23 protein-coding genes are annotated in these 25,682 nt (G+C 71.3%); 10 read left to right on the forward strand and 13 right to left on the reverse strand.

What is annotated here, in order from left to right:
• The first annotated feature begins 32 nt into the window (after positions 1-32).
• The 3 genes from CFN78_RS05585 to CFN78_RS05595 are packed head-to-tail and all read left to right on the forward strand — an operon-like array spanning position 33 to position 4,854.
• Positions 33-1,136 carry a GNAT family N-acetyltransferase gene (locus tag CFN78_RS05585; protein WP_133116286.1) on the forward strand — a complete coding sequence of 368 codons (1,104 nt, stop codon included), beginning with the start codon at positions 33-35 and terminating at the stop codon, positions 1,134-1,136.
• The gene (locus CFN78_RS05590; RefSeq protein WP_094861482.1) at positions 1,133-2,296 is read left to right on the forward strand and encodes a LuxE/PaaK family acyltransferase; all 1,164 of its coding nucleotides are present in this window, start codon (positions 1,133-1,135) and stop codon (positions 2,294-2,296) included. The genes CFN78_RS05585 and CFN78_RS05590 overlap by 4 nt, the downstream gene beginning before the upstream one ends.
• Positions 2,293-4,854, forward strand: a complete 2,562-nt coding sequence (locus CFN78_RS05595; protein WP_205660431.1) for an acyl-CoA reductase — start codon at positions 2,293-2,295, stop codon at positions 4,852-4,854. The genes CFN78_RS05590 and CFN78_RS05595 overlap by 4 nt, the downstream gene beginning before the upstream one ends.
• Before the next feature lie 42 nt (positions 4,855-4,896).
• Here CFN78_RS05595 and CFN78_RS05600 read toward each other — a convergent pair whose 3' ends face one another.
• The 4 genes from CFN78_RS05600 to CFN78_RS05615 all read right to left on the reverse strand — a co-directional run bounded on the left by CFN78_RS05600 (position 4,897) and on the right by CFN78_RS05615 (position 8,919).
• Complete coding sequence (locus tag CFN78_RS05600) at positions 4,897-6,147, reverse strand: phenylacetate--CoA ligase family protein (protein WP_094861484.1); 1,251 nt, start codon at positions 6,145-6,147, stop codon at positions 4,897-4,899.
• A gap of 111 nt (positions 6,148-6,258) precedes the next feature.
• Entirely contained in the window at positions 6,259-7,125 is an 867-nt protein-coding gene (locus CFN78_RS05605; RefSeq protein WP_094861485.1) for a carbohydrate kinase family protein, read from the reverse strand.
• Positions 7,122-8,030, reverse strand: coding sequence for a pseudouridine-5'-phosphate glycosidase (locus CFN78_RS05610; RefSeq protein ID WP_094861486.1), 909 nt, complete (start codon positions 8,028-8,030; stop codon positions 7,122-7,124). The genes CFN78_RS05605 and CFN78_RS05610 overlap by 4 nt, the downstream gene beginning before the upstream one ends.
• A 79-nt stretch (positions 8,031-8,109) precedes the next feature.
• Positions 8,110-8,919 (reverse strand): sporulation protein, encoded by an 810-nt coding sequence (locus CFN78_RS05615; protein WP_094861487.1) that lies wholly within the window; start codon positions 8,917-8,919, stop codon positions 8,110-8,112.
• A 58-nt stretch (positions 8,920-8,977) separates the two neighbouring features.
• On the opposite strand from CFN78_RS05615, the gene CFN78_RS05620 reads away from it, so the two are divergent.
• Positions 8,978-9,229 (forward strand): DUF3039 domain-containing protein, encoded by a 252-nt coding sequence (locus CFN78_RS05620; protein ID WP_094861488.1) that lies wholly within the window; start codon positions 8,978-8,980, stop codon positions 9,227-9,229.
• On the opposite strand, the gene CFN78_RS05625 is transcribed toward CFN78_RS05620, so the two are convergent.
• Positions 9,193-10,551 (reverse strand): YihY/virulence factor BrkB family protein, encoded by a 1,359-nt coding sequence (locus tag CFN78_RS05625; protein WP_094861489.1) that lies wholly within the window; start codon positions 10,549-10,551, stop codon positions 9,193-9,195. The genes CFN78_RS05620 and CFN78_RS05625 overlap by 37 nt on opposite strands.
• Positions 10,552-10,823: 272 nt before the next feature.
• Here CFN78_RS05625 and CFN78_RS05630 point away from each other — a divergent pair, with 272 nt between their 5' ends.
• On the forward strand, positions 10,824-12,575 hold the full coding sequence (locus CFN78_RS05630; RefSeq protein ID WP_094861490.1) for a DEAD/DEAH box helicase: 1,752 nt from the start codon (positions 10,824-10,826) through the stop codon (positions 12,573-12,575).
• 117 nt (positions 12,576-12,692) lie between these two features.
• On the opposite strand, the gene CFN78_RS05635 is transcribed toward CFN78_RS05630, so the two are convergent.
• Complete coding sequence (locus CFN78_RS05635) at positions 12,693-12,875, reverse strand: DUF7455 domain-containing protein (RefSeq protein WP_094861491.1); 183 nt, start codon at positions 12,873-12,875, stop codon at positions 12,693-12,695.
• A 343-nt stretch (positions 12,876-13,218) separates the two neighbouring features.
• On the opposite strand from CFN78_RS05635, the gene CFN78_RS05640 reads away from it, so the two are divergent.
• A complete protein-coding gene (locus CFN78_RS05640) occupies positions 13,219-14,031 on the forward strand; it encodes an EamA family transporter (protein ID WP_094861563.1) in 813 nt (270 codons plus the stop codon).
• 112 nt (positions 14,032-14,143) lie between these two features.
• Complete coding sequence (locus CFN78_RS05645; protein WP_110494989.1) at positions 14,144-15,145, forward strand: glycoside hydrolase family protein; 1,002 nt, start codon at positions 14,144-14,146, stop codon at positions 15,143-15,145.
• A gap of 97 nt (positions 15,146-15,242) precedes the next feature.
• On the opposite strand, the gene CFN78_RS05650 is transcribed toward CFN78_RS05645, so the two are convergent.
• Entirely contained in the window at positions 15,243-16,226 is a 984-nt protein-coding gene (locus tag CFN78_RS05650) for an AraC family transcriptional regulator (protein WP_094861492.1), read from the reverse strand.
• An 82-nt stretch (positions 16,227-16,308) separates the two neighbouring features.
• Between CFN78_RS05650 and CFN78_RS05655 the strand changes: the two genes are divergently transcribed.
• Both CFN78_RS05655 and CFN78_RS05660 read left to right on the forward strand, forming a co-directional pair.
• Positions 16,309-17,142, forward strand: a complete 834-nt coding sequence (locus tag CFN78_RS05655) for an NmrA family NAD(P)-binding protein (protein WP_094861493.1) — start codon at positions 16,309-16,311, stop codon at positions 17,140-17,142.
• Positions 17,143-17,273: 131 nt separating this feature from the next.
• On the forward strand, positions 17,274-17,702 hold the full coding sequence (locus tag CFN78_RS05660) for a pyridoxamine 5'-phosphate oxidase family protein (protein WP_094861494.1): 429 nt from the start codon (positions 17,274-17,276) through the stop codon (positions 17,700-17,702).
• A 91-nt stretch (positions 17,703-17,793) separates the two neighbouring features.
• Here CFN78_RS05660 and CFN78_RS05665 read toward each other — a convergent pair whose 3' ends face one another.
• The 5 genes from CFN78_RS05665 to ppgK form a co-directional block, all read right to left on the reverse strand.
• Complete coding sequence (locus CFN78_RS05665) at positions 17,794-19,263, reverse strand: amino acid permease (protein WP_094861495.1); 1,470 nt, start codon at positions 19,261-19,263, stop codon at positions 17,794-17,796.
• 33 nt (positions 19,264-19,296) lie between these two features.
• On the reverse strand, positions 19,297-19,998 hold the full coding sequence (locus CFN78_RS05670; RefSeq protein WP_094861496.1) for a response regulator: 702 nt from the start codon (positions 19,996-19,998) through the stop codon (positions 19,297-19,299).
• Positions 19,995-21,200 carry a sensor histidine kinase gene (locus CFN78_RS05675; RefSeq protein WP_240519277.1) on the reverse strand — a complete coding sequence of 402 codons (1,206 nt, stop codon included), beginning with the start codon at positions 21,198-21,200 and terminating at the stop codon, positions 19,995-19,997. The genes CFN78_RS05670 and CFN78_RS05675 overlap by 4 nt, the downstream gene beginning before the upstream one ends.
• A gap of 118 nt (positions 21,201-21,318) precedes the next feature.
• On the reverse strand, positions 21,319-22,758 hold the full coding sequence (locus tag CFN78_RS05680) for an RNA polymerase sigma factor (RefSeq protein WP_165777452.1): 1,440 nt from the start codon (positions 22,756-22,758) through the stop codon (positions 21,319-21,321).
• Positions 22,759-22,917: 159 nt separating this feature from the next.
• The gene (ppgK, locus tag CFN78_RS05685) at positions 22,918-23,679 is read right to left on the reverse strand and encodes a polyphosphate--glucose phosphotransferase (RefSeq protein ID WP_094861497.1); all 762 of its coding nucleotides are present in this window, start codon (positions 23,677-23,679) and stop codon (positions 22,918-22,920) included.
• 65 nt (positions 23,680-23,744) lie between these two features.
• Here ppgK and CFN78_RS05690 point away from each other — a divergent pair, with 65 nt between their 5' ends.
• Positions 23,745-24,563: an inositol monophosphatase family protein gene (locus CFN78_RS05690; RefSeq protein ID WP_420807854.1), complete on the forward strand. Its 819-nt coding sequence runs from the start codon at positions 23,745-23,747 to the stop codon at positions 24,561-24,563.
• A gap of 37 nt (positions 24,564-24,600) precedes the next feature.
• Here CFN78_RS05690 and cei read toward each other — a convergent pair whose 3' ends face one another.
• The gene (cei, locus tag CFN78_RS05695) at positions 24,601-25,284 is read right to left on the reverse strand and encodes an envelope integrity protein Cei (protein ID WP_094861498.1); all 684 of its coding nucleotides are present in this window, start codon (positions 25,282-25,284) and stop codon (positions 24,601-24,603) included.
• Positions 25,285-25,682: the final 398 nt, after the last annotated feature.

Below are 25,682 nucleotides of genomic sequence, written 5' to 3' on the forward strand. Positions count from 1 at the left end.
GCGCGGTATTCCGACAGGCATGTGCCGACGACGTGAGTGAGCTGATGGAGCTGTACCGGCGGGTCTACGGCCGCGGGTACGCGCTTCCGCTCGGCACCGATCCGCAGGTGATGGCGCGCGAGATCGCCTCGGCGAACACCACCTGGCTGGTCGCGCACGACAGCTCGCGGCGGCTGATCGCCTCCATTGTCGCCACCACCTCACCCGGGGACCGGCTGGCGAAGATGCAGGGCCTGGTCGTCGATCCGGCCAGCCGCGGCTCCGGGATCGCCCAGGAAGCCGTCAGCTCCCTGTCCGACCTGCTGCTCGCCGACGGCACCGTCGACTCGGTGTACGCCACCGCGAGGACCACGGCGACCGCCCCGCAGCGAATCTGTCTGCGCAGCGGCTTCCGCGCGCTCGGTATCTTCCCGAACCTGCGCAAGGCGGCCAAGCACGAAACCATGGTGCTGCTCGCCCGCCATCAGGACGGGGTGCTCGACCGCCGTCACCCCGTCGACCGGGTACCTGCCGGGCTCGGCCCGATCGTCGAGGCACTGGACACCGTCGCCGGCCTGCCCGCCCGCCCGGAGCTGGTGCCGGACGAGGTGCCCGAGCCACGCTCCGAGTTCGCCTCCACCGACGAGATCGAGCTGATCGGCGCGGAGCGGTTCGTCCTGCGCCGCTTCGACGAGATGGTCACCGACCCCTCGCGCCGCTTCTACCCCTTCCACAAGCCGGACGTGATGCTCGCGGGCCCGGACGGCCTGTACGAGGTGTACGCCCACCTCAGCCGCGCCGACGGGTACTGCACGCTGATCGGCGCCGCCCCCGACGCGCGAGTCGTGTCCCGCCATCTCGACCAGATCATCGCGCGGCTCAACGACTTCGGCGCGTTCTACATCGAGACGCTGGTGCCGTTGTACGCCTTCGACGAGCTGTCCTCGCTGCTGTCCTTCGGCTTCCTGCCCGCCGCCGTCTACCCGGCCATGCGCCGGGACGGCGAGTTGTTCCACGACTACGTGGTGATGGCCAGGACCATGCAGCCGCTGGACTTCCGTGGTCTCGCCATCGACGCCGCCTTCCGCCCGTTCACCGAGCAGTACATCGCGTTGTGGACGCAGATGTACCTCAACACGCATGGAGTGTTCCGTTGAGTACCCACCTGGACCCCGTCGCCGTCCCGGACCCGGTGGCACTCGCCGCCGTGCGGGACCTCTGCGAGCTGCCGCCGTACGCGCCCGGCGGTGACGAGCTGTTCGTGGCCGCGATGAACGAGTCCAACGCCTGGCACGCCGCCCGCAGCGACTTCTTCGCAGCGCTCTGGTCGGCGAGCCCGGGCGGGCGCGCGCCGCTGACCGGCATCGGCGACCTGAGCCGGCAGCCGTTCGTGCACGCCAACTTCTTCAAGCAGCACGAGATCGTCTCCGTCCCGCGCGACGACGTCGCCCTGCACGTGACCTCCTCCGGCACCACCGGGCAGAAGTCGCAGATGTTCTTCGACGCCTGGACGTTGGGTGCCGGGCAGCGCATGGTCGCCCGGATCTTCGACCACCACGGCTGGATCGACGACAGCGAGCCGGTCGACTACCTGCTCTACAGCTACCAGCCCCGCCCGGAACTCAACCTCGGCACGTCGTTCACCGGCAACTACCTCTGCGAGTTCGCGCCCGCCCGGCACGTGGAGCACGCCCTGCCGCACACCGGTTCCGGCCACGAGTTCGACGCCTTCGGCTGTGTCCGCGCCCTGTTGCGCTCCGCCGCGGACGGGGTTCCCGTGCGGATCTTCGGTTTCCCGGCGTTCCTGTCGTTCACCCTCGACCGGATGCGGGCGCTCGGCGTCCCGCCGCTGACGCTGCCGCCGAGTTCGCTGATCCTGTTCGGTGGTGGCTGGAAGGGACACGCCGACGCGCAGGTCGGCAAGCCCGAGCTGTACGCACGGATCACCGAGCAGCTCGGCATCCCGGACGAGCGGATCCGCGACGGATTCGGCTCCGTGGAGCACTCGGTGCCATACCTGGAATGCGAACGCCACAACCTGCACGTGCCCGCCTGGTCGCGGGTGCTGATCCGCTCGGTCCGTGACCTCGAGCCGCTGCCCTTCGGTGAACCGGGTTACCTGCAGCTCGTCTCCCCGTTCATCACCTCCGCTCCGGCGCAGTCCGTGCTGATGGGCGACCTCGCGTCCCTGCATCCCGCTCAGGACTGCGGATGCACGCTCGATACCCCCTGGTTCCGGGTGCACGGCCGGGCCGGGGTCAGCCGCAACCGGAGCTGCGCCATCGCCGCCGCCGAACTACTGAAGGGCACCTCGTGACCGCGACCGGAGCACAGTTCTCCGCCACCCAGCAGGTTTCCGCGACACCGCACTACTGGCAGGGCGAGTGGGTCACCGACGAGGAGGCGAGCCTGCGGCTCGACGCGCTCGACCGGTACGCCGGAGAAGTGCTCGCCGCGGCACCCCTGCGCCCGCTCCAGGTGGTCCGCGCCGGTGACCGTCTCGCCACCCGGCTGTCCACATCGGACGACCCGGTACGGTCCAGGCTCGCCGAGCGACTCCGTTCGCAGGAGGTCCCCGACGCCGAGGCACAGTCCACACTGGACGGACTGGCCGTGGCGCTGGGCCGGGAGAAGCTGGAACGCAAGCTCGTCCGTGAGCTGGGTGGCACCGACCCCGCGCGGATGGCCCGTTTCGACTACGACCTCACCGTGTTCGAGGCATGGGCGCCGGTCGGGCTGCTCGCGCACGTCGCTCCCGGGAACGCTCCCGCGGCCGGCGCACTGAGTGTCCTCGAAGGACTGCTCAGCGGCAACGTCAACATCGTCAAGGCGAGCGGCGGGGACGCGCTGTTCACCGCCGACCTGCTCGCCGCGCTCGCGGACGAGGACCCGTCCGGGGAGATCGCCCGCCGGATCATGGTCCTGCGCTACTCCTCGGCCCGGACCGACTGGCTGGAGCGCATGTGCGGACCGGCAGACGCGGTCGCCGCCTGGGGAGGCGAGGAGGCGCTGGCCGGGGTCGCCGGGGTGCTACGGCCCGGCTGCAGGCTCGTCGACTGGGGCCCCAAGCTCTCCTTCGCCTACCTCACCGCCGACGCCTGGTCGGACGCCGAGGTGCTGTCCTCGGTGGCCGCCGACGTGTGCGCACTCGACCAGCAGGCCTGCTCCAGCCCGCAGGTGATCTACCTGGACACCGCCGAGGAGAGCGAGGTGTTCGCCTTCGCGCGCCGGTTCGCCGCCGCGCTGGACGAGGTCTCCGCCCGGACCCGGCCACGGACCCCGGGAGACGCCGAATGGGCGGAGATCACCAACACGGTCCTCGTCACCGAACTGGAGAGTCATCTCGGGCTCACCGGCACCCACGTGGCCGCGGACCTGAGCTGGCGCGTGCTCGCCGACACCCGGCCCGCGCTGCGAGCCTCGCCGCTGCACCGCACGGTGTGGGTGAAACCGTTGCCACGTAAGGACATCAGCACCTACCTTCGGCCGATGAGGCGATACCTGCAGACCGTCGGGCTCGGGGCCCGCCGCGGCGACATCGCCGTCCTGTCCCGCGCACTGGTGGGTGCGGGCGTGCAGCGCGTCACCGTCGCCGGGGCGATGCTCGGCAGCTACGACGGTGAGCCGCACGACGGCGTGTACGCCCTGCAGCGCTACAGCAGGCGCGTCGACGTGCAACTCGACGAACGCTTCGCCGGCGACTCCTGCCTGGACGACCTCACCGGCACCGGGCAGCTCCCCGCGCCGGACGTCCCGGTCACCGGCAAGGCCGGGTTCGGCGACCTGCAGGAGGACCTCAGCCGCGCCGAGGTCTTCTTCCGCAGCGGCGGCACCACGGGCGAACCGAAACTGTCGGCGTTCTCCTGGGCCGACTACGACGAGCACATGCACTGCGGCGCCGAGGGCCTGCTCGCCGCGGGCCTCGACCCGCGTACCGACCGCACGATGAACCTGTTCTTCGGCGGGCAGCTCTACGGTGGGTTCGTCAGCTTCTTCTCCGTGCTGGAACGGCTCGGTGCCGTCCAGTTCCCCATGGCGGGCCAGCAGAACGCACACGCCCTGGTAGCGAAGTCCATTGTGGACAATCGGGTGGACACGCTGCTCGGCATGCCCAGTTACCTGCTCCGGCTGTTCGCCGAGGCGGGTCCGGTCCTGCGTGAGTACGGTGGCGTCCGCAAGATCTTCTACGGCGGCGAGCACTTCAGCGAGTCGCAGCGGCGCATGCTGGCCGAGGAGTTCGGCGTCGAGGTGATCCGTTCCGCGGCGTACGGCAGCGTCGACGCCGGGCCGCTCGGCTACCAGTGCGCGCAGTCGGCGCCGGGTGAGCACCACCTGTTCACCGGGGTGCAGACGCTGGAGATCCTGGACCAGGAGCTCGATCGCCCGGTGGCCGCCGGGGAGGCCGGGCGGCTGGTCTTCACCTCGCACACCCGCCGGGGACAGCGCCTCGAACGCTACGAGATCGGCGACCTCGGCCGCTGGCTCGACGACGAGTGCGGCTGCGGGCGGCGCACCCCGAGGTTCACCCTGCTCGGCCGCAGCGGGGACGTGTTCCGCAGCGGCGGGCATTTCCTCAACTACCGGCGCTTCGTCGCGGTCGCCGGGGAGGCGTTCGACTACTCCGGCGAGGTGCAGATCGTCCTGGACACCGACGACACGCAGGAGTCGCTGACCGTGCGGCTGGAGGAGGGACGGGTGCCCGAACCCGAGCACGCCGAGGAGGAGTTTCTCCGCCGGTATCCCGAACTCGCCATCACCGCCCGGCGCGACCGCCTGGTCCGGCTTCGGGTGCGGCCGTCGCCCCCGGAGGCCTTCGAGCGCACGACTGCCAGCGGCAAGCTGGTCGCGGTGGTCGACCGGCGCGTGACGCGCTGAGCAGCGGCGGGGCGGTGCCGCACGCGGTACCGCCCCGTCCGGTCAGCGCCCGCGTTCGTCGATCAGCCGGACCAGCTTGCCCGAGCGGGGATTGACGCGCAGGCCTGCGGGGCCGGCGAGTTCCACGGCAAGGGGCGCCACCAGGCCGCGCCGGACGTGGTCGGCGAACATCGGCCGGGCGTCCTCCAGCGCGGAGGCGATCGTCACGGTGAGTACCTCCGGATCGGTGACGTCGCCCGCCAGCCGCAGTACGAGCTGGTCCTTCGCCTCGACCCGGCGCAGCACCACCTGCACGCCGGTGATCATCCGGTCGCCGGAAGCGGCGTCCACGATGTCCCGCAGATCGTCCAGGTACAGCGTCACCGGCCCGACGCGGGCACCCTCGTCGGAGCGGCCGAGCAGCCGGAACGTGCTGCCGCCGGGCCCGGTCCACTCGGCGAGGTCCCCGGCCGGATACCGCAGCACCGGCTGGAGGCGGCGCACCAGATCGGTCACCACCACCCGGCCGGGACGTTCCGGCTCCTCGATCGGATCCCCGGTGTCGACGTCCAGGATCTCCATGATCCGGCCGGGGAAGACGCGGTGGACCCGGGTGTCGGGCTCGCCGTCCACCGGGGCGCCGACGATCCCGCCGTCCACCGTCGCGTAACCGAGGGAGCGGACGGTGGCGTTCGGGAACGCGGCCGCCAGCAGCGCCCGCTGATCGCCGTAGAAGGCCTCGCCGCTGAACAGGACCACCCGCACGGACGGCAGCGAGCCGACCGTGCCGGTCACCCCCTGTGCGAGCTGGCACAGTGAGGTCGGCGGCCCGGCGAGCACAGTCGCGGCGAACTCGGCGATGTTGCCGATCACGAAGTCCTGCGGCGCGGATCCCGCGATGGGCAGGTGCACGGCGTCCACCGGGGCGTCCTGCAACCAGTTGGCGGTGAACAGGAAACTCGAGTAGAGCTCGCCCGCGTAGAACAGGTTGGCCACCCGGTCGCCGTCGCGCAGCCCGGCCGCCGGGAGCCCGGATCCGAACGTCGCCGACATCTCCCGCCACTCTTCGCGGGTGTAGCGGGAGACCCGGGGCGCGCTGGTGGTTCCGCCGGTCTTGAGCACGATGCCGCCCTGGTGCTCACCGGTGAGCAGGCGGTTGTCGTGCAGGCCGTTGGCCGCCCAGTACGCGCCGTGGTCCACCAGCGGGAGGTCCGACAGTGCCGGTGCGGCCGGGAGGTCGGCATAGAGTTCCTTGTAGAACGGGGAGTTCTCCCGGACGAAGCCGACGAGCGGGTCAAGGCTGGGGACGGGCACCGGCGGGAAACCTCCTGGTATAGAAGCAAAGACGGGCCAGGGTATCGCGTTTCCGGTGGTCGGGAAACCCGCCGGTGTTCCCGCCCGCGGGCCCCCGGCCGGTTTGCCGGTTCAGGGCTGGGCGCCCACGGTGCCGACCGCCCGGGAACCGATGGCAACCGCCGAACGCAAAGCGTCCATTGTGGACTTACCTGCCAGCCAGGCGGTGAGCAGTCCCGCGTTGAACGCGTCGCCCGCCCCGGTGGAATCCACGCACACGGTTGGTACACACGGCGTGGAGGTGATGCCCTCCGAATCCACCCAGCTCGCCCCGCCGAGCCCGGCCGTGACCGCCACCGCGCCGACCGTGCCGAGTAGCTCGCGCGCCGACTCCGCCTGTTCCGAACCCGTCAGCGCGGCGAGCTCCCCGGCGTTGGGCAGCAGAAGGTCCACACCCCGCACATCGTCCAGGAACGCCGCTGGATCCAGGATCAGTGCCGCCGCCTGCGGATCCACCGAGGTCGTCAGTCCCGCTGCCCGCGCCACCTCCAGCGCCGCCAGCCCAGCCGGGCGCGACGACGGATCCAGCAGCACATACCCCGACAGGTGCAGATGCCGTGCACCGTCCAGCGCGGCCGGATCGATGTCGCCGGGCGCGAAGCGCGCGATCGCCCCGCGATCGGGCAGCATGCTCCGCTGTCCGTCCCCGTCGACCAGCACCACCACACAGCACGTCGAGGCCTCCGGATCGACCGCGAACGCGCATCGCACCCCGGCCCGTTCCAGCTCGGCCCGTACCTGACGGCCGCCCGCGTCGTCGCCGACCCGTGCGATCAGGGTCGGCTCGGCCCCCGCGGCCCGCAGCCACAGCGCGGTGTTCGCCCCCGCGCCGCCACCGGTGATCGTCACCTTCGCCCGCGAGTCGCCGCCATGGACGATGTCGCCCTTGTGCTGTGCGACCACGTCCAGCCCGGCGTCGCCGACCACCACCACCTTCACGGCAGTTCCCGCGCGACCTCGGCCGCCACCCGTGCGTTGTCCAGCACCAGCGCCTCGTTCGCGTCCAGGCTCGCCCCGCCACTGGCCGTGTGGAAGTGCTCCAGCAGCGCCGGCGTCACGTCAGCTCCGCTGATTTCCTTCTCACGCAACAACTCCAGACCCTCCTGGAGTAGCCGGTCGTGCAGCGCGCCGTCCATCTCCGACGCCTCGGGAATCGGATTGGCCAGCAGCACGCCGGCACCGCCCGCGCTCCGGTGAGCCGAGACGACGGCCGCGACCCGGGCGGCGTCGTCGACCCGCCACGGCACCTCGTGCCCGGACGAACGCAGGTAGAACGCCGGGAAGTCGCCGGTGCGGTACCCGAGCACCGGGACCGAGCCGGTCTCCAGGACCTCCAGGGTCGCCGGGATGTCCAGCACCGACTTCACCCCGGAGCACACCACCAGGACCGGCACCCGGGACAGCACACCGAGATCGGCGGAGACGTCCCAGGTCCGCGAGGCCCCCAGGTGCACCCCGCCCAGCCCGCCGGTGGCGAACACGCCGATCCCGGCCCACGCCGCCAGCGCCGAGGTCGCGGCGACCGTCGTCGCACCGGAGCGGCCCAGCGCCAGCGCCGGGCCGAGGTCCCGCAAGGAGAGCTTGTCCAGTCCCGAATCGGCGGCACACACCCGTTCCAGCTCGGCCGGGGACAGGCCGGCGATCGCCCGGCCGTCCAGCACGGCGATCGTCGCCGGGACGGCGCCCGCTGCCCGGATCGTGTCCTCCAGCCGCCGGGCGACATCGAGATTGCGGCCCGGTGGCAGCCCATGCGAGAGCAGCGTGCTTTCCAGTGCCACCACGGGCCTGCCGTCGTCGAGAGCGGCGGAGACCTCCGGGCCGAGCGTGAACTGAGACGTGGTCACGGGCAGACATCATCACCGACCGCCCACCGGCTCACTCGCCCGGGTGGTGGTCACCACCCTGCGGGGCGGCGCGGCCCGATCAGTCGAAGATGCCGCGCGACTTGGCGACCTCGTGCAGCCAGCCCTCGATCTGCCGTTCCCACGGCGTGCGGTCCAGCGCCGCGTGGTCGACGGTGAACGCCCCGAGAAACTCCTGCCCCCGGCCGCCGAAACCGCCCGACTTGCTCACCCGGACCCGTTTGGTCACCTCGAGCACCACCTCGGTGCGTGTGGCGGCGGTCAGGAAGGTCACCGCCACCGAACTGAACACGCTCGCGAAACGCTGCGAGGGCGTGAACCGGATCTCCTGGAAGAACGGCAACTGCTGGTTCACGCCGTTGATCCGGCCCTTCTCCAGCGCCGCGCCGGAGAACCCGAACCCGATCCGGCTCAGCGCGTCCAGCACGCGCTGTTGCGCGGGCAGCGGCTCGATCGCCGCCGCGTCCACGTCCTGCGGGTCGGCGACGGTGTTCGCCAGGTCCAGGTTGGTCTGGACGCCGACGGCGATCCCCGCCACCGGCTTACCCGCCACGCTGCTGACCGGGGTCTCCCACGGCAGGTCCAGTTCGAACGGCAACCGCACCTGCTGGCCAGCCCGGATGTACTCGCGCCCGCAGAGCTGCTGGGTACCGAAGGGCAGGTCCGTCGTCTCGGTGCGCCGATCGTCGCCGGGCACCTCGACCCTGGCCAGGAGCGTGACGGCGAGGCCGTTGATCTCCTGGTCGACCTCGCCGCCCGCGAGCAGCACCTCACCGCGCAGCGGCCGCCCGGGAGCGGACGTGCGATCGAGCAGCCGGGCGTCGATCCGCGCTCCACCCGAACCGAAGCTGGCCAGCACTTTCTGGAACATGCGGACGATCCTGCCAGCACCGTGCACCGGATGTCGGCATTTGGGGCATCATGGTGTCGTGAGTACGCAGACGTTGCCAGAAGTCGACACCCGTCCCGAGGGCACCGACAGCACCGACGACGACGCCCCGAAGATGTTCCACTACGTGCGGAAGAACAAGATCGCCGAGAGCGCGGTCATGGGCACGCACGTGGTGGCTCTCTGCGGCGAGGTCTTCCCGGTCACCAAGTCGGCCAAGCCCGGTTCCCCGGTCTGCCCGGACTGCAAGAAGATCTACGAGGGCCTGCGCCCCGGCGGCGACGACTCCTGAGCCCGTTCCTGGGTCCGTGGCGCCGGACCCGTGGGCGGCTCGTTCTCCCGTGGTCCGTTCTCCCGTGGTCGGTCCGCGGGTTCCGGTCGCGCCGCGACCTGCTCGCCGTCCCGGCCTGACCCTCCTGGGCCGGGGCCGGGGTCCGGCGGGTCCCCGCCCGGTCGTCGGCCGCCGTCGCCCGGTTCGCCCGCCCGCGGTTCGGCTGCCCCCGGTTCGTCCCGGCCGAGGCCGGTGCCGCTCCCGTCGGGCTCGCCCTCGGCTGGCCGGGGGCCGCGGCGCAGCGGCACGGTCGTGCGCTCCCACAGCTTGCGCCCGTCCTCGGTGCGCATTCGCTCGCTGGCCCGCTCCATCTCCAGCCTGCGCCATTTCCGTCGCTGCCTGCGGGTCCGCTTCGCGGGCCAGAGTTCCTGGATGGCGCTGTTGAAGTACGCGCCGCCGACCACGGCCATGCCGATGAAGTAGGTGAACAGCAGGAACGCGATCGGCGTGGCCAGCGCACCGTAGGTGTAACCGGTGGTGGTGATCCAGCCGATGTAGAGCCGCAGCCCGGCGCTGGCCAGCAGGAAGATCGCCATCGCCAGCACCGCGCCGGGCAGGCCGCGGTGCCACGGCAGCTTCCGTGGCAGGGCGAGCTTGTACAGCGTCGCGAGCGCCAGCACGAGCAGCAGGCCCAGCGTCGGGTAGTACAGCGTGCCGACCCAGCTCGCGACGGTGTCCTGCCATTCGGCCGGGAAGAAGCGCGGCAACAGGTCCGGGCCGATCGCGATCAGCGGCAGCCCGATCACCAGCAGCACCAGGCTCGCCACGTACAGCAGCAGCGCGAAGATCCGCTGCCACACCTCGTTGCGCACGCCGTACTGGTCGTGGGCCACGGTGATCGCGTCGACGAACGAGGACATCGCCGAGGAACCCGCCCACAGCGAGATCAGGAAGCCGACCGAGACGATCTCGCCCTTGCCGATGGTGAGGATGTCGTTCACCGTCGGTTCGATGATCCGGTTCACCACATCCCCGGAGAAGACCTTCGCCGAGAACGCGATGAGCTGGTCGTGCACGGCGGTGACCAGACCCTGGCCGAACCACTCGCCCATGAAACCGAGGCTGCCGAGCAGGCCCAGCAGCAGCGGTGGCAGCGAGAGCGTCTGCCAGAACGCCGCCTCCGCCGACTCGGAGAAGATGTTGCCGTCCCACGCCTTGCTCAGGGTGCGCCCGAGCAGGCGCAGGGGCCCCTTGTGGGGTGCCTTCGCGCCGGGCTCCCGGTCGGCGTCGCCGGAGGCTGGGGTGGGGTTCTCGGATGGTGCGCTCATCGCACCGTCAAGCATGGTCCATCCGAGCGATTTTGGCTCGTTCCTCGGGGCTGGCGTGTTCCGCGTCGCAGCGCCGCGCCACGGGCACCTCGCACGGCGGACCGGTGTCCCGGGGTACGCTTCGCCGACCGAGCCCTCACCCGCACCGCCGGCACCGGCGGGCGCCACCGACACCGTCGTCGGGCGTCCCGGTCGCCGCACGGTGCCTCCGTCGTGAGGGCCTTCGCATGTCGGCCCGCGCACCACGGGAGCGGGGCCCAGCGCCCGCGAGAGGAGTTGACCCTTCCTTGTCGGAGACGGCCCACCGACAGCCGGGATTCACCGCACCGGAACCGGAGCACGACGCCACGGCGCGCCCGCTGCGCGCCTGGCAGCGGCGCGCGCTGACCAAGTACCTCACGACGAGGCCGCAGGACTTCCTCGCCGTCGCGACGCCCGGCGCAGGCAAGACCGTCTTCGGCCTGCGCATCGCCGCGGAACTGCTGTCCGACCGCACCATCCAGGCCGTCACGATCGTCACCCCCACCGAGCACCTCAAGCACCAGTGGGCGGTCGCCGCGGCGGGCGCCGGGATCGCGATCGACTCCAACTTCCGCAACACCACCGGGGCCACCTCCTCGGACTTCCAGGGCGTCGCGCTGACCTACGCCCAGGTCGCGGCTCACCCCACCCTGCACCGGGTGCGCACCGAGAACCGCAAGACGCTGGTGATCCTCGACGAGATCCACCACGGCGGCGACGCGAAGTCCTGGGGCGACGCGATCCGCGAGGCGTTCACCCCGGCCGTGCGCAGGCTGTCGCTGACCGGTACGCCGTTCCGCAGCGACGACTCGCCGATCCCGTTCGTCAGCTACGAGCCCGACGCCGACGGGTCGATGCGCAGCCGGTCCGACCACTCCTACGGTTACGCCGACGCGCTCGCCGACGGCGTCGTCCGCCCCGTCGTCTTCCTCGCCTACTCCGGTGAGGCCTCCTGGCGCACCAGCGCGGGGGAGGAGTTCACCGCGCGCCTCGGGGAACCGCTGACGGCCGAGCAGAACGCCCGCGCCTGGCGCACCGCCCTGGACCCGGGCGGCGAGTGGATCCCGGCGGTACTTCAGGCCGCCGACACCCGCCTGCACCAGCTCCGCTCCGCGGGCATCCCGGACGCGGGGGGGCTGGTGATCGCCACCGACCAGGAGTCTGCCCGCGCCTACGCGAAGATCCTGCAGCGCATCTCCGGTGAGGAGCCGGTCGTGGTGCTGTCCGACGACCCGAAGGCGACCCGCCGGATCGGCGAGTTCTCCGAGTCGTCCGACCGGTGGCTGGTCGCCGTCCGGATGGTGTCCGAGGGCGTGGACGTGCCGCGTCTCGCCGTCGGCGTTTACGCCACCAGCGCCTCGACGCCGTTGTTCTTCGCCCAGGCGATCGGGCGCTTCGTCCGGGCCCGGCGCAAGGGCGAGACGGCGAGCGTGTTCGTGCCGAGCGTGCCGGTGCTGCTGGAACTGGCCAGCGAGCTGGAGGCGCAGCGCGACCACGTGCTGGGCAAGCCGCACCGGGAGAAGGACGGCTGGGACGACGAGCTGCTCGCCCAGGCGAACCGGACCGAGGACGAGCCGGGTGAGGAGGAGAAGGCATACACCTCACTGCACGCCTCGGCCGAACTCGACCAGGTCATCTACGACGGCAACTCCTTCGGCACCGCGGTGTTCTCCGGATCCGACGAGGAACAGGAGTACCTGGGCCTGCCCGGCCTGCTCGAACCCGACCAGGTGCGGGCGCTGCTGCGCAAGCGCCAGGAGGAGCAGCTCGCCGACGTCAAGCGGCGCAAGCCCGAACAGGAGGCCGCCGCTCCGGCACCGAAACCGCAAGCCGTGGGGGAGCGGCTCGCGGCGCTGCGCAAGGAACTCAACGCGCTGGTCGGCATGTACCACCACCGCACCCGCAAGCCGCATGGCGCGATCCACAACGAGCTGCGGCGGGTGTGCGGCGGGCCGCCCACCGCCATGGCGACCCTGGAACAGCTCGAGGAGCGCATCGTCACGCTGCGCTCCTGGTGATCCGGCCGCTCCTGGTGATCGGATCCCGGCCCGAGTGGCCGGCCGGACCCCGGACATGGATCGGGCGGGAACCCGCTGGGGTTCCCGCCCGATCCGTCTCGCTGGTCGTCGACGGCGTCAGCCGTGCTTGATGTCGGCCTCCAGCTCCTTGAGCTTGGTCTCGTACTCCCGGGCGTGGTGGCCGCAGAAAAGCAGTTCACCGCCGGTGCGGAGGATGGCTCGAACCTGGGCTGCAGCACCGCACCGATCGCAGCGGTCGGCAGCGGTCAGTTCGGGGCGGGTGAGCGTAGGTGAAGTCATTGGAGTCTCCCTCCGTCCCGGCATCGGCAGAGCCGATGCCATCGATCCAGCCGCGACCACTGTGGTCCTGATCCGGCGTCCGGGTGGGCGCCGGCTCCTCGGTGCTCGCAGCCTCCACTCTTGCAGACGTTTGGGGAGCCGCAAGTGTTCCCGTGTGCGTGGGAGGTGTGTCACGCCGATTTACCCCGTATGCCGTAAAAGCGTCCCGAATGGCAGGACGCGGACGGCCGAATGAGGCCCTTTTCGCACGTGAGGCACCATGCGGAGAGTGAGCAGCACACGTATGGCACAGCGGATCGGCGCCATTCCGGCACCGGTCGTGTTCGTTCTCAGCGGAATCTCGATGTACGTCGGCGCGGCGATCGCCGTCGGCCTCTTCGACGTGCTGGCGCCCGCGTCCGTGGCGTGGCTGCGGTGTCTCGGCGCGGCGCTGGTTCTGCTGGCCTGGCGGCGGCCGGGACGGGCCGCGTGGCGGGGGAGACCACTGCTGCTGGCCGCAGCGTTCGGACTGGTCACGGCGGGAATGAACATCCTGTTCTACGAGGCGATCGCCCGGCTGCCGCTCGGCACCACGGTGGCGCTGGAGTTCGTCGGGCCGGTGGTCGTCGCCGCGTTCGGTTCCCGTGGTCTCCGGGACATCGCCGCACTCGTGCTCGTCGCGGCCGGTGTGGTGAGCATCGCCGACGTGCGGCTGGCGGGCAGCCCGGCGGGCGTGGCGTTCGCCCTGGGCGCCGCGGCGGCCTGGGCGGCCTACATCGTCCTCGGCAAGCGGGTGGCGATCGGCGGCGACGGCATCGACAGCCTCGCGGTCGGGTTCACCGTGGCGACCGTGCTGCTTTCGCCGCTGGCGCTGGGCACCGGCGAGGTGTGGGGCTCACCGAGACTGCTGCTGCTCGGCGTGGGCGTCGGCGTGCTGGCGACGGTGGTGCCCTACGGACTGGACCAGGTGGTGCTGCGACGGGTCGGCCAGGCCAGGTTCGCTGTCCTGCTGGCCCTGCTGCCGGTGACGGCCGCGCTGATCGGGCTGGCACTGCTCGCGCAGGTCCCCACCGTGCCCGAGGCGCTCGGAATCCTCGCGGTGGTGGGCGGGGTGGCCCTGCGGTCGCGGGAACGTCCCGGCGGCTCCGGCGCGGTGGCGGAACCGCGCCCGCGGTGAGTGATTCACCGGGCGACGCCACTGAATGCATGACCGCTAACGGGTAACCGCCCGTGCGCGATAAGTGGTCAGATCGCTGCTTCTCGGTTCCCCGGTGGAAGGACGTCCGGCCATGGCACGTTCCGTCGTACCCACAGCGCGGCTGCTCGCGCTCGGCTCGCTGCTCGCGCTCTCCACGATCGCGCTGACCGCCCCGGAGGCCTCGGCGGGGCCACCGGGCCCGGACGGCCCGGCGCGGGCGGAGGCGGGGCCGGTGCGGCACGTCTACGACCCCACGCCGCCGGGCGAGCCCGCCCGCTACCTCAACGATCACAGCGTCGTCCTCGGCTCCGACGGCCGCTGGCACCTGTACAGCATCGTCGGCGACAAGGCCCCGCCCGGCGAGTGGCCCGACTACACCAAGGAGGTCCACTTCGCGCACGCCTCGGCGCCAGGGCCGGAGGGGCCGTGGACGACGCACCCGTACGCGATGACGGTCGACCCCGGCTACTTCGGTGAGGAGCATCTCTGGGCGCCGCACGTGGTCGAGCACGAGGGCGTCTACCACATGTTCTACGCCGCCGGTGGCGGTCCGCCCGGCGCCACCGCCACCGCGATCAACCTCGCCACCTCGACGGACATGTTCACCTGGACGCGCATCCCGTCCGGTCCGCTGTTCCGCGACCACCTCTCCGCACGCGATCCGCAGGTCGTCCGCGTCGGCCGGACGTGGGTCATGTACTACACCGCGACCGAGACCGTGCACGGCGGACGGCACATCGTCGCGTACCGGACCAGCCAGGACCTCGTGCACTGGGGCGAACGCCGGATCGCCTACGCCGACACCGAGACCGTGCAGAGTCACCCGGACTCCAACACCGAGTCGCCGTTCGTGGTCCGGCGCGGTGAGTGGTGGTACCTGTTCATCGGTCCCCGCGGCGGTTACCTCGGCACCGACGTCTACCGCAGCCGCAATCCACTGCACTTCGACGAGTCCGACGCCGCAGGGCACCTGCCGGTGCACGCGGCCGAGGTGGTCACCGACGGGGACCTGCAGTGGGTCACCGGTGCGGGGTGGACCGAGGACGGTCTGTACCTGGCCGAACTCCGCTGGCAGGACGAGCCGTCCGGCTGAGGGCCGGCACGTGGCCCAGCGCCCGGTCAGGAGGCACGGCGGACGACCGTGTTCGCCCGCGGTGCTCCCGGCATCCGGATCCGGCGGCTCGCACCGGTCACCGGACTCGGCGGGCCGGTGCCCGAGCCGGCCCGTCCGCCGGGGAGCCGGTGGCCGCGGTCCGCCGGAACTCGCTCGGGTTGGCGCCCCGCACCCGTTTGAACGCCGCGCTGAACCCGAAGGGGTCCGAATACCCCACCACGCGGGCGATGTCCGCGACGGTCGCCGACTCGCGCTCGATGAGCAGGTCCGCCGCGAGAGTCATGCGCCAGCCGGTGAGGTAGGTCAGCGGGGGTTCGCCGACCAGATCGGCGAACCGCTTGGCCAGCGTCGAACGCGACACCCCGGTACGGTCCGCCAGCGCGGCGACCGTCCATGGGGCCGCCGGTTCGGCGTGCAGCAGCCGCAGCGCGCGACCGACCACCGCGTCCCGCTGGGCGGCCCACCAGGCCGGGGGTTCACCGCCGGGCCGGTCGAACCACTCGCGCAAGGTGCAGACCAGCATCCAGTCCAGCAGTCGGTCGAGGACCACCTGCTGGCCAGGTGTGTCGACGGCGACCTCGGCGGCCAGGTGATCCAGCACGGCGTCGCCGCTGCCCCCGCCGTCCACTCGCAACACGACCGGCAGCGCGTCCAGCAGCCGCCGGCTGATCTCGCCGCGCACCGGGTAGGCGCCGACTATCAGCGTCGTGGCGCCGGCCACGACCTGCTCGCCGTGGTCGCTCCAGCCCAGCCGGTGCCGGGTGCCGCCCTGCTCGGGGGTCGAGCAGTCCTCACCACACGCGATCGGCTCCGCCCGGGTACCGACCTCGTCGACGAAGGTGAACGTCGCGGGGCCGCGCACGACGATCGTGTCGCGGGCGCGCAGTGGCTCGGGCGGGCAGTGCTCCGTCACGATCCAGCCCGCCCCCGTGACGACGGTGCACAAGGTCAGCGGCGCACCGTCCACGAAGTGCAGCGCCCACGGCGGCGACAGGGTCGAGCTGCCGAACAACGAGCCGTGCGCCCGTACCCCGCGGATCAGGTCGCCGAACATGTCCACCTCGACGACATTAGACGAATACACAGGCGAACCGGTGTTCTGCCCATGGATTCGTCCGGTTCGACCGCGTTGAATCGGTTTCATGAGCAACGACACCACTCTCGTCCTCGGCGCGACCGGCAAGACCGGCAGGCGGGTCCTCGCCCGGTTGCGGCTGCGCGGCACACCGGTGCGCGCCGCCTCCCGGTCGAGCCGGACCCCGTTCGACTGGTCCGACCCCGGCGGCTGGGACGCGGCCCTGCGCGGCGTCACCGTCGCCTACGTGGTGGCCCCGCGGGTGCCCGGTCCGGTGCACGAGTTCGTGGCCCGGGCCGAGGCCGCCGGAGTGCGACGGCTGGTCCTGCTCTCCGGACGCGGCGCCGACACCTGGGGCGACTCCCCGTTCGGGCTGGACATGCGTTCTGCCGAGGATGCCGTGCGGGGCTCGGCGCTGGAGCGGACCGTTCTGCGGCCGTCGAACTTCGCCCAGAACTTCGACGAGGACGTCTTCCGCGCCCCGCTGGTCGCCGGGGAACTGACACTTCCGGCCGGCACCGTGCCCGAGCCGTTCATCGACGTGGACGACGTCGCCGATGTCGCGGCCGCGGTGCTGACCGAGACCGGCCGGCACGCCGGACGAACCTACGAGCTGACCGGCCCGCGTGCGCTCACCTTCGGCGAGGCCGTGGACCTGGTCTCCCGGGCGTCTGGGCGGACCCTCGCCTACCGGCAGGTCTCTCCCGCCGAGTACGCCGCGACATTGGTCGGGGAGGGCATGAGCGAGGACGATGCCCACCACGTCGCCGAGATGTTCGTGCTGATGGAACGCGGGCTGATCGCCGCGACCACGGACGACCTCGCCGCCGTGCTGAAACGGGCTCCCCGCACCTTCGAGGACTACGTCGTGCGGGCCGCGGCGGCGGGAGCCTGGGGATGATCGCCTGCCTGCCCGGCCGCGGGACGGCGATCGTGGACAGCGCCGCGCCCGCGCGCTCGTCCGCGGCGGCGAGTGCCCGACCCTCACCCCGTTCGATCACGCCCAAGTCCCCGCCTACCCGAAAGGGCCGTATGAGCACCGACGCCAGTTTCCTGACCGCCGAGGACCTCGAGTTCCTCCGACGCCCCCTGCACGGGTTCCTGTCCGTGGCGGGCGGGCCGCTCCCGCCGCAGCCCCTGCCGGTGTGGTTCGAGGCCACCGCCGAGGGCACGATCCAACTGTTCACCGGCCCGGACACACTGAAAGTGCGGCGCCTGCACAGCGACCCCCGCGCCTCGATCGTCGTCGCCGCCCCGGTCGGTGAACGCGAGCGCTGGCTCTCGGTCACCGGCCGCACCACGGTGGAACCCGACGGAGCACACGATCTGGCCGCCCGGCTGGCCGCCCGCTACTGGGACCTCGGCGACTCGGTCCGCGCCGCCGACCTCGCCGCCATCCAGGCCGAGGCGCAGGTTCGTCTCGTGATCCACCCGGAGAACGTACGGCGCTACCAGCACTGACCCGGGCGGTACGCGTGGGCATCAGCGCGGCGCATGTCCGTCCACTATGGACGGACGCGCCGCCCGGCGGGGCGTATCGGCGGACCGTGGGTCACTCCTGCTTCGGCTGTCCGGCACCCTCGCGTTCCACCGCAGCGAGACGGGAATGCCTGCGCCCGTAAGCGAAGTAGATGACGAAACCGAGCGCCAGCCAGATCGCGAACCGCAACCAGGTCAGCAGGTCCAGGTTCAGCATCAGGTACAGGCAGGCCAGCGCCGCCACGATCGGCAGCACGGGGGACAGCGGTACCCGGAACGGGCGCTTCAGGTCCGGCCGCTTGCGGCGCAGCACCGGCACCGCGATCGCGACCACGATCATCGCCGAGAGAGCACCGATGCTGACCATGTCGGAGAGTTCGGTGATCGGCACGAACGCCGCGAGCAGTGCGATCACCACGGCACCCGCGATGGTCATCCGGTGCGGAGTTCCCCACTTCGGGTGCGCCACGCCGAGCTTCTTCGGCAGCAGGCCGTCCCGGCCCATCGCGAAACCGATCCGGCCGATCGTCACGAGTTCCACCATCATCACCGAGGTCAGGCCGGTGACGGCCCCCAGCGAGATCAGCGCACCCACCCAGTGCATGCCGACCGACTCGAACGCCGCGGCCAGCGGGGCACCCTCGTCGATCTCGGTGAACGGGACCATCCCGGTCAGCACCAGCGACACACCGATGTAGAGCACCGCACACACGGCCAGCGCGCCCAGGATGCCGACTCGCAGGTCCTTGGACGGGTTCTTCGTCTCCTCGCCGAGGTTCGCCAGTGCCTCGAAACCGGTGTAGGCGAAGAAGACGATCGCCGCGGCGGTCAGCATGCCCGCGATCCCGTACACCGACTGTTCCAGCCCCAGCATGGCCTCGATCGCGGGTTGCTTGAGGACCTCCGGGTTCTCGCCCGCGGGCTGCGCGGGCGGGATGAACGGGGTCAGGTTCGTGCCCTTCACGAAGAACACGCCGACGGCCAGGATCAGCACACAGACGGCGACCTTGACGAGGACGAGCACGTTGGTGAACAACGCGGACTGCTTGATGCCCATGATCGCCACGACCGTCAGCACCGCGATGATCAGCACCGCGCCGATGTTGACCGTCGCGTCCTCGCCGAACAGCTCCTGCGGCAGGCCGAGCAGGTTCGCCAGGTAGCCGGACCAGCCGCGGGCCACCACGGCCGCGCCCAGCGCGAACTCCAGCAGCAGGTCCCAGCCGATGATCCAGGCGAACACCTCGCCGAGCGTCGCGAAGGCGTAGGTGTAGGCGCTGCCCGCCGTCGGCACGCTGGACGCGAGCTCGGCGTAACAGAGCGCGGCGAGCCCGGCGACCACCGCGCCGATGACGAAGGACAGGGTGACGCCCGGACCCGCGTGCGTCTTCGCCTCGACGCCGGCCAGGGTGAAGATCCCGGTACCGATGATGATGCCGACCCCGAAACCGATGAGGTCACGACTCGACAGCCGTCTCTTGAGGTCACCGGAATCCTGGCGCTTGAGCACCTCGTCGACGTTCAGCGTTCTCGTGATTCCCATGGGGAGACGTTAGGAGATCGCTCCCGGATTCGCTCAACGACCCTCTGCCTGGCCTCCGCGCTGCGTCAACCCGGCCTCCTGGGCGACGATCGCCGCCTGCACCCGCGAGCGCAGGGACAGCTTCGTCAGCACCCGTGAGACGTGCGTCTTCACCGTCGTCTCGCCGATGAACAGGCGGGTCGCGATCTGTGCGTTGGACAGGCCCTCGCCCAGACAGCCCAGTACCTCCCGCTCCCGGTCGGTGAGTTCCGCCAGCGCGCTCGGCGGCGTCACCGGCTCGGCCGCGGCCGCGAACGCCGTGATCAGCTTCCGCGTCACCTGCGGCGCCAGCACCCCCTCGCCGGCGGCGACCAGCCGCACGGCCTCCACCAGCCGCTGCGCGTCGACCGACTTCAGCAGGAAGCCCGAAGCCCCGGCACGGAGAGCGGAGTACACGTACTCGTCGACGTCGAAGGTGGTCAGCACCAGCACGGAGCACACGCCGGCCCCGACCAGTTCGCGGGTCGCGGCGATGCCGTCGGTGCCGGGCATCCGCACGTCCATCAGGACGACGTCCGGGCCGAGCGCCCGTGCCTGCCGAATCGCCGCCTCACCGTCGGCCGCCTCGCCGACCACCTCGATGCCCGCCGCCCCGCGCAGGATCATCGACAGGCCCGCCCGGACCGCGCCGTGATCGTCGGCGACCAGTACCCGGATCGCGCCCCCGCCCGGCGCACGGGCTCCCGCGGCGGTCATCGTGCCGCCGTCACGGGCAGCACGGCGGATACCCGCCAGGTCGTCTCACACGGTCCCGCGGTGAGGCTTCCGCCGATCGCCCTGGCCCGTTCGCGCATGTTCAGCAATCCCGCCCCCTGCTCATCCGCCTGCGTCCGTCCGCCCGGCAGCTCGTTGGTGACCTCCACGGTCAGCCGATCCTCCACCCGGCGCACGGTGAGGCTCGCGCGGCCCCCCGGTGCGTGCTTGACGGCGTTGGTCAGCGCCTCCTGCGCGATCCGGTAGGCGGTCAGGTCCACCGCCGCGGGCAGCGGCAGCATCGACTCGAGTTCGGTGTGCACGTCGACGACCATGCCACTCGCCCGCGCCGACTCGACGATCTTGGACAGCTCCGACAAGCGCGGCGGGGTGGTGGCCGCCGCCTCCTCCGTCCCGTTGCCCCGGGTCAGCAGGCCGATCATCATCCGCATCTCCTCGAGCGCGTCCACACTGTTCGACCGGACCGAGCGCACCACCCGCCGCACCGTCGCCGGATCGCTGTCCGTGTGGGCGAGCAGGGCCTCCGACTGGATCGCGATCGCCGACAGATGACCGGCGATGACGTCGTGCAGGTCCCGCGCCATCCGTGCCCGCTCGCCGGCCACGGCCGCCTCCCGGTCGAGGGCGGCGATCTTCGCGAGCTGGCCGGCGTTGGCCCGCTCCGTGGCCGCGATCTCCTGGTGCTGACGGACGTTCGCCGCCCACCACACCGGGGTGATCAGGAACGGCAGTGCGATGACCGCGGCGACGATCGCGCCACGCCAGTCCGGGATGAGCACCAGCGTCACGATGGTCGCGCCGATCGTGATCACCGAGACCAGCGGGATCATCGCCCTGTTGAGCCGCCGGGAACCGTAGAGGGTCGCCGCGTAGAGCAGATCCGACAGCACGATCAGCACCGGTATCGACAGCCCCATCGCGATGTCGGCGGCCACCGGCAGCACCGAAAGGCACAGCGCCGTGGCGGGGGAACGCCTGCGCAGCAGTTCGAGCGCGCACGCGGTGGCGAACACCGCCACCCTCGGCCATACCGGGATGTCGGGGTTCGCCGCGCCGATCGGGAAGATCCCGGTCAGGTACAGCAGGCAGCCGCCGGCGAAGGTGGTCAGCGTGACGGCGACGTCCTGGACGGCGGGCGTGCGGTGCCGCAGGCGCCAGCGGCGGTCGGCACGAATGGGGGACACGCCGACATTGCAGCACACACCGCCAGGCGAACCGAGCGCAACCGACCACCGGACGTGCGACGGCCCCGGACCGATCGGTCCGGGGCCGTCGCACGGATCAGCGCGTCACGTCAGCGCGTCAGTCCAGGTAGTCACGCAGTACCTGGGAACGCGAGGGGTGGCGGAGCTTCGACATCGTCTTCGACTCGATCTGCCGGATGCGCTCCCGGGTCACCCCGTACACCTGGCCGATCTCGTCGAGGGTGCGCGGCTGGCCGTCGGTGAGGCCGAAGCGCAGCCGGACCACGCCCGCCTCACGCTCGGACAGCGTCTGCAACACCGACTGGAGCTGGTCCTGCAGCAGCGTGAAGGAGACCGCGTCGACGGCCACCACGGCCTCGGAGTCCTCGATGAAGTCACCGAGCTGCGAGTCGCCCTCGTCGCCGATGGTCTGGTCCAGCGAGATCGGCTCCCGGGCGTACTGCTGGATCTCCAGGACCTTCTCCGGGGAGATGTCCATTTCCTTCGCGAGCTCTTCGGGGGTGGGCTCGCGACCGAGATCCTGCAACAACTCACGCTGTATGCGGCCGAGCTTGTTGATCACCTCGACCATGTGCACCGGGATACGGATGGTGCGGGCCTGGTCGGCCATCGCGCGGGTGATCGCCTGCCGGATCCACCAGGTGGCGTACGTGGAGAACTTGTAGCCCTTGGTGTAGTCGAACTTCTCGACCGCGCGGATCAGGCCGAGGTTGCCCTCCTGGATCAGGTCCAGGAACGCCATTCCACGGCCGGTGTAGCGCTTGGCCAGCGAGACGACCAGCCGCAGGTTGGCCTCCAGCAGGTGGTTCTTCGCCCGCTCACCGTCGCGCACGATCCACTTCAGGTCGCGCCGCATCTGGGTGGCGAGCTTCTCGCCCTCCTCCTCGGCGTTGCGCACGCGTTCGGCGGCGTAGAGACCCGCCTCGATGCGCTTGGCGAGCTCCACCTCCTCCTCGGCGTTGAGCAGGGCGACCTTGCCGATCTGCTTGAGGTAGGCGCGCACCGAGTCGGCGGACGCGGTGAGCTCGGCGTCCTTGCGTGCCTGCCGCAGTGCCTCCGACTCCTCCTCGTCCCAGACGAAGTCGGGATCGTTGGCGGATTTGGCGGTCTTGCCGCCACGCTCGGCGCGGGCGGGCGTCTCCTCGGCCTCCTCCGGCTCCTCGGCCTCCTCGGTGACCGTGGCGTCGACGACGTCGACCTCCACGGCCTCGAGGTCCGACAGGTCCGGCGCCTCGAGGTCGGCGGGCTCGACGTCCTCGCCCTCGGGGCCGTCGGTCTTGGCCTCCTCCGGCTTCGCACCCTTGCGCGTCCCGGTGGACTTCGCCGGTGCCTTCTTGGTGCCGGCGGCTGGCTTGCGTGCCGCGGATCTGGCGGGGGCCTTCTTGGCCGCGCCGTTCCGGGCGTCGGCCTCGGCCGAGGTGTCGGCGTCCACGCCCTCGCCATCCGGCGAGGTCTTGGCGGCGCTCGTTGTCTTCGTCCCGCTTCGAGTTGCGGTTCTTGGGGCTGCCACGTACGCCCTTTCACAGCGGTCGATCATGACGGGCCGAGACGCTCGGCCTCAGCTGCCTCGGATTCGGAGAACATGCCCCGGGCCTGCGGTTTCGTACCCCGCAGCCGTAGGCCGTGTTCCATTGTAACGACGATGCGCACGGGAGTCGCGCAGCGATCATCAAATTCGCGTTCCGTACGTTCCGGGTCAGTGCTCGATTCCCTCGGCGGCGGCCGCCGCGGCGCCCACGATGCCCGCGTTGTTCTGCAGCGAGGCGACGACGACGGGCGTGCGGATGTCGAGCAGCGGCACCCACTTCTCCGCTTTCTTGCTGACCCCGCCGCCGACGATGAACAGGTCCGGCCAGATCAGGTTCTCCAGCACCGACAGGTACCGGTCCACCCGCGTCGCCCACTCCGGGTAGGACAGGCCCTCGTTGTCCTTGATCGAGGCGGCGGCCTTCTTCTCCGCGTCGTGACCGTCGACCTCGATGTGCCCCAGTTCGGTGTTGGGCACCAGCTTGCCCTCGAAGAACACCGCGCTGCCGATGCCGGTGCCGAACGTCAGCAGGGCCACCAGCCCGGTGTGCGCGGCCGGATCGCCGAAGCGCACCTCGGCCATGCCCGCGGCGTCGGCGTCGTTGAGCATGGCGATGTCGTCCACGCCGCGGCCGAGCCGTTTGGCGAACAGGGCGTCGGCGTCCGTCGCGATCCAACCCGGGTCGATGTTCGCGGCCGTGCGGGCTACGCCCTTCTTGATCACCGCGGGAAGGGTGACGCCCACCGGGCCGTCCCAGTCGAAGTGCGCCACGATCTCGGCGACCACGTCGGCCACGGCCTCGGGGGTGGACGGCTTGGGCGTGTCGATCCGCAGCCGGTCGCCGATCAGCCGGCCCTCCTGCAGATCGACCAGGCCGCCCTTGATGCCGCTGCCGCCGATGTCGATGCCGAAACCCCGGGTCGCCGTCATGGGCGTGGTCCCTTCATTCTCGATTCAGATGGTGTGCGCCCGAGACTGTAGCCGGGTGTGGTCCCATTTATCCCGTGGGAGCGACCAACGCCGGACTGACAGCCATCGCCGCCCGTGTCGCGGGTGAGGCGGCCGAGCTCGTGCTGGCCGGGCACGAGCGCATGCGCGACGGCCAGTCCGTCCGGGTGGACACCAAGAGCACCGCGACCGACGTGGTCACCGCCGTCGACCGCGAATCCGAGCGGTTCGTCCGTCGCAGGCTCGCCGAACTGCGCCCGGAGGACGCCGTCCTCGGTGAGGAGGAGGGCGGCACCGCGGGCGAGGGCGTCACGTGGGTGGTCGATCCCATCGACGGCACGGTCAACTTCCTCTACGGCTATCCCTGGTTCTCCGTGTCCATCGCCGCACAGGTCGACGGCGTTTCGGTGGCGGGTGCCGTCGTCGAACCCGTCAGCGGCAGGCGGTGGACCGCGACGCGCGACGAGGGAGCCTGGCTCGACGGCAGGCGGCTGTCCGTGTCCGCGCCCGCCGCCCTCGATCTCGCGCTCGTCGGTACCGGATTCGCCTACCTGCCCGAACGCAGGCGGCGCCAGGCCGCGCTCGCCGCGACGGTGCTGGGCGGGGTGCGCGACGTCCGCCGCGCGGGCTCCGGATCGCTCGACCTGTGCTCGGTCGCCGCGGGCTGGTTCGACGCCTACTACGAGCACGGCCTGCACCCATGGGACTGGGCGGCCGGGGCGCTGCTGGCGGAGGAGGCCGGCGCGGTGGTGTCCCTGCCCGGCGCGGATCCGGCGCTGGGCACCGACATGACCTTCGCCGCCGCGCCCTCGATCGCGGAGCCGCTGCACGCCCTGCTCGTGGAGTCCGGCGCGTCCGGCGTCTGAACCACCGGATCGTTCCGGCGGCCGGGCCGGCACCCGTTCAGCAGCCGACGTCGCGCGCCTTCTCCATCAGGTCCGTGTCGATCGAGGGGGACTGCCCGCCCGCAGACTGCTCGTCGCCGCCGGAGTCCTGCCGGGTCCGCGACCACTCGGCGAGCTGATCCAGCACCTGCCGGGCCTCGGGCCGTGGCCGCACATCGCCGAACCCGCTGCCGATCGCCAGGTCGACGCTGGCGTCCTCGCGGTCGTCCCGGACCAGTTCCACGCACGGCACGATCAGGCTGACCGTGCGCGCGGCCGTCACGCCGTTCTCGCCGAACCGGAGCTGGCCCTGGCAGTTCGCCTCGCGGCCCTGGTAGGCGGCGTCGTTCTCCGGCACGCCCACCTGGGTGAAACCGAGCTGACGCACGGATTCGGTGGTGATCGATGCCTGGCCGCGCGCGCCGCCCGCGTTCAGCACCCGCACGGCCACCCTGTCCGGCGGGATGGGTGTGGCGTCGTCCAGACCGCCGTGCCCGACGGAGGTGTACGAGGTTCCCGGCGGCGGCGAGGCCGCCGGTTCGCAGCGGATCGCGTCGTCGAGGCCCTCCTTGTTGGAGATCACGTTCACCCAGACGAAGACCGCCCCGATGCCGAGTATCGCGATCACGATCAGGGCAGGCAGCGGCCGACGCTTGCGATACGGCCTTGCTCTGCGGCCCCCGACGCCGTTCCCCGAGCCCACCCTGCCCCGTCCCTTCCCCGTTGCCGAACCGTACGTGCCCCCGGAGGGCATCGTCGTTGCTGATCAGCCTAGGCGTTGCAGCGCACCGTCACGGACACCGGTCACCGATGGGCCCGGGTGCCGCGAAGGGAGGCCGCGTACGGTCGACGCCCCGTCGCGGCCACTGGTCGGATCGCACCACGTCAGGCAGGCCCCGGGCAAGGTGCCCCGCCCGCGCGAGGCGCACCGGGACGCTGCCGCAACCCGATCGGGCGAGCGTCGAGCCGCCATCGGCTGCCCCGCTCGGGTGATGTCCGTATTCAGTCGGGCAACCCGTTTTCACGGTGTTCACCTCGTGGGCTACCCTCTGCGGGCTCCGGCCGCAGCGACGGCGATTTTCTTGAAGAGACGACCCTCAC

This window comes from Amycolatopsis antarctica (assembly GCF_002262875.1).
In the GTDB taxonomy this organism is placed as follows: Bacteria; Actinomycetota; Actinomycetes; order Mycobacteriales; family Pseudonocardiaceae; genus Amycolatopsis; species Amycolatopsis antarctica.